General features: G+C 37.3%; 2 protein-coding genes. Both read left to right on the top strand.

Annotation, left to right across the window (positions count from 1 at the left end):
- The first annotated feature begins 382 nt into the window (after positions 1–382).
- A complete protein-coding gene (locus tag AB1630_12265; protein MEW6104568.1) occupies positions 383–1,450 on the top strand; it encodes a hypothetical protein in 1,068 nt (355 codons plus the stop codon).
- The coding region (locus AB1630_12260) for a hypothetical protein (protein ID MEW6104567.1) at positions 1,447–2,539 on the top strand (1,093 nt) is incomplete at its 3' end. The genes AB1630_12265 and AB1630_12260, both read left to right, overlap by 4 nt.

Below are 2,539 nucleotides of genomic sequence, written 5' to 3'. Positions count from 1 at the left end.
GCTTCTCCCCAGATGGTAACTCCCTTGCTTTTATATTCAAAAACACCCTCTATACCACAAACCTACAAACTGGTGAGCTAAAGGAAATAGGAGAAGGAATAAAGGCAATATCCTGGTCTTGTGGAAGTGTGGAAAACAAAAAGCCAATTCCAGTAATAAAATGAAACCATATTGGCTTTTTTTATATATTTTGGAAAGGGGGCTCGGGGGAAAACATAAATAAAATGCAAAACTTAAAACTAAAAATGCAAAACTGTGGTAAGGATTTAAATAAAGGGCAAAAATTTTTGACAAGGGCTTTGCTTTTGAATATAATTGAAAATGAAATTGTAAAATTGAAAATTCAATGAAAATTGAAAATTTTAATTGGAGGTGATGTCTGATGAAGACAAGATTAAGTAAAGGAATAGCAGGGCTGATTACATTAGCCTTGCTGGAGATGGGATGGGCTCAAGATGAGCCTAAGGGGACAGAGGCTTTAAAGCCAAAAGAGGCTTTAGGAACAGGAACAAAAGAAGTCCACCCTGTATATCCCGAGGAATATGTGCCAAGGGTGATAATTGAGGGAAGATGGGGGACAGAGATAGGGGAGTTTGGGCTTACAGCCTGGGAAGGAGAGCCAGAGTGGCCTACAAGCTTTGTGCTTAATAGTAAAGGCGAAATTTGCATACTTGACCATATAAACAATCGCATTCAAATATTTAGCAACTCTGGTAAATATCTTAATTCTATTCCTGTAGAAAGCTATGAGCGGGCTTCAGAGGCAAAACCTGAACAGTTTGAAGAATCTATGAAAACATGGAATACATTGGGTTATGACTTTGCAACAATAAGGGCAGAAGACTTGTTTCTTGATAAAGAAGACAATTTTTACCTAGACCAAGATAGAATAAATGTAAAGCCAGGGGGAGAAACCATAAGAGAAACAAGACGGATAAAACATACAAGGGCTGGAAAGAAAGTGGCTTTATCCCAAGAAAAACTTGGAAAAGTTGCATTACTTCAAGACCAAAGTGGAGGAAGTCTTATTGAATTAGAAAAGGAAAAGTATCAGGTTAGTTTAGGAACCAAGACAGGAAATATCCAAGTTATAGAGATTTTAAATCCAAGAAATAAGTCAATAAAAGAAATTCAGTTTAAACTAAAGTATCCCATTACAGAAATTGGATTTATTAAAACTGACAAGAAAGGGGATATTTACATATTTACTGGGTGGCCTCCACAAATTTACAAATATGATAGAAAAAGAATACTTCTTTGCGTAATAAATTTAATTGGCCTGCCAAACCCATATGGTAAGCATCCTTTAATTAGCTCATTACCTCGCATTGACAAAGAAGGAAATATCTATCAGATGGAATTGATACCTAATCCAGATAAAGAAATAGAATATTTTCCGTTATACGCAGATGGAATTCAAATTATCAAATGGGAGATAAAGAAAAGATGAGAAAGAAGATTTGCGTCTTAATAGGAGTTATATTGGGTTTAGTAAATCCCTGCTTTTCAATAACTCGTAATCAAGTTGTCCAAAATGCCCTAGATTGGGAGTATACAGACAATTGGACACCCCAGATTGACACAGTAACCTTTGGAACCTATACCTTCCAAAGCAATTTTAGAACATCTGCAAATAATGGTAACCCTCCATATAATAGGGAAGCCTATGTATTTGGTGGGGGAGATAGTGAGGCAAGATTTATACAAAGAATAAACAATGGGGTATGCCCTGGAGGAAGAAATGACTTTAATGCTACTCATAGCACAAAATGGCTCTATAAACATGGATATAGGAATGAGGTGCCACAAAGATTAGCAGGTATAGATTGCTCTGCCTTTGCCTCAAGGTGTCTTGAGATTGCAAGAACGAATACAACTGGCCTTGCAAACATATCTTTGCGATTAAGTAGTAGAAATGACTTAAAACCTGGAGATATGCTAAATTATGTTGGAAACCATGTAATTTTGGTAATGACTAGACCTCAAAGTGGAAATCTTGATACAGCAGAAGCAACACCTCCTAATGTAATTATTAGAAGAAACCGGGTAATGAGCGGAATTGGTAGTAATTATCTTCCCTACTCCCCCTTCCCTCAATTCAGCAACTGGTTTCCACCAGAAAGCCCTGCTACTAATACCAATAGACCTACAATAAGGGTTACAATAAGGTCAGGGAGAAATATTATAGCAGGTTCTGTTACAATGAGAATTGATGGGGCTATTGCAACTCCAACCCTTTCTTCTTTTAATGCCCAAACAATAAATGCCTCATATACGCCAACAAGTGATTTAGCCGATGGAACGCACACTGTATATATCTATGCCACAAATGAGTTAAATTTAGAAGACGAAGCAACCCATACCTTCACCATTGACACCACCCCGCCCAAAATAAAGAAGGCAGAAATCTTCCCTCAAGAAAAGGTAGAGGGAACTATGACTACTATGGGTGCCTGCGGATATTCCAAAGATTATGACACAGGGAATATAGTCAGTAGACCTTTGGTGAGAGAGTGTCTTCATTTGGTTAAAATTACCT

Source organism: bacterium, from assembly GCA_040753555.1.
GTDB lineage: Bacteria > UBA9089 > UBA9088 > UBA9088 > UBA9088 > JBFLYE01.
Note: the sequence above shows the minus strand (reverse complement) of the source record. Positions and strands in the feature narration are given on the sequence as shown.

Bases quoted from the DNA above. Each gene is read 5' to 3' on its own strand.
- AB1630_12265 (MEW6104568.1), top strand. From the start codon at position 383: ATGAAGACAAGATTAAGTAAAGGAATAGCAGGGCTGATTACATTAGCC.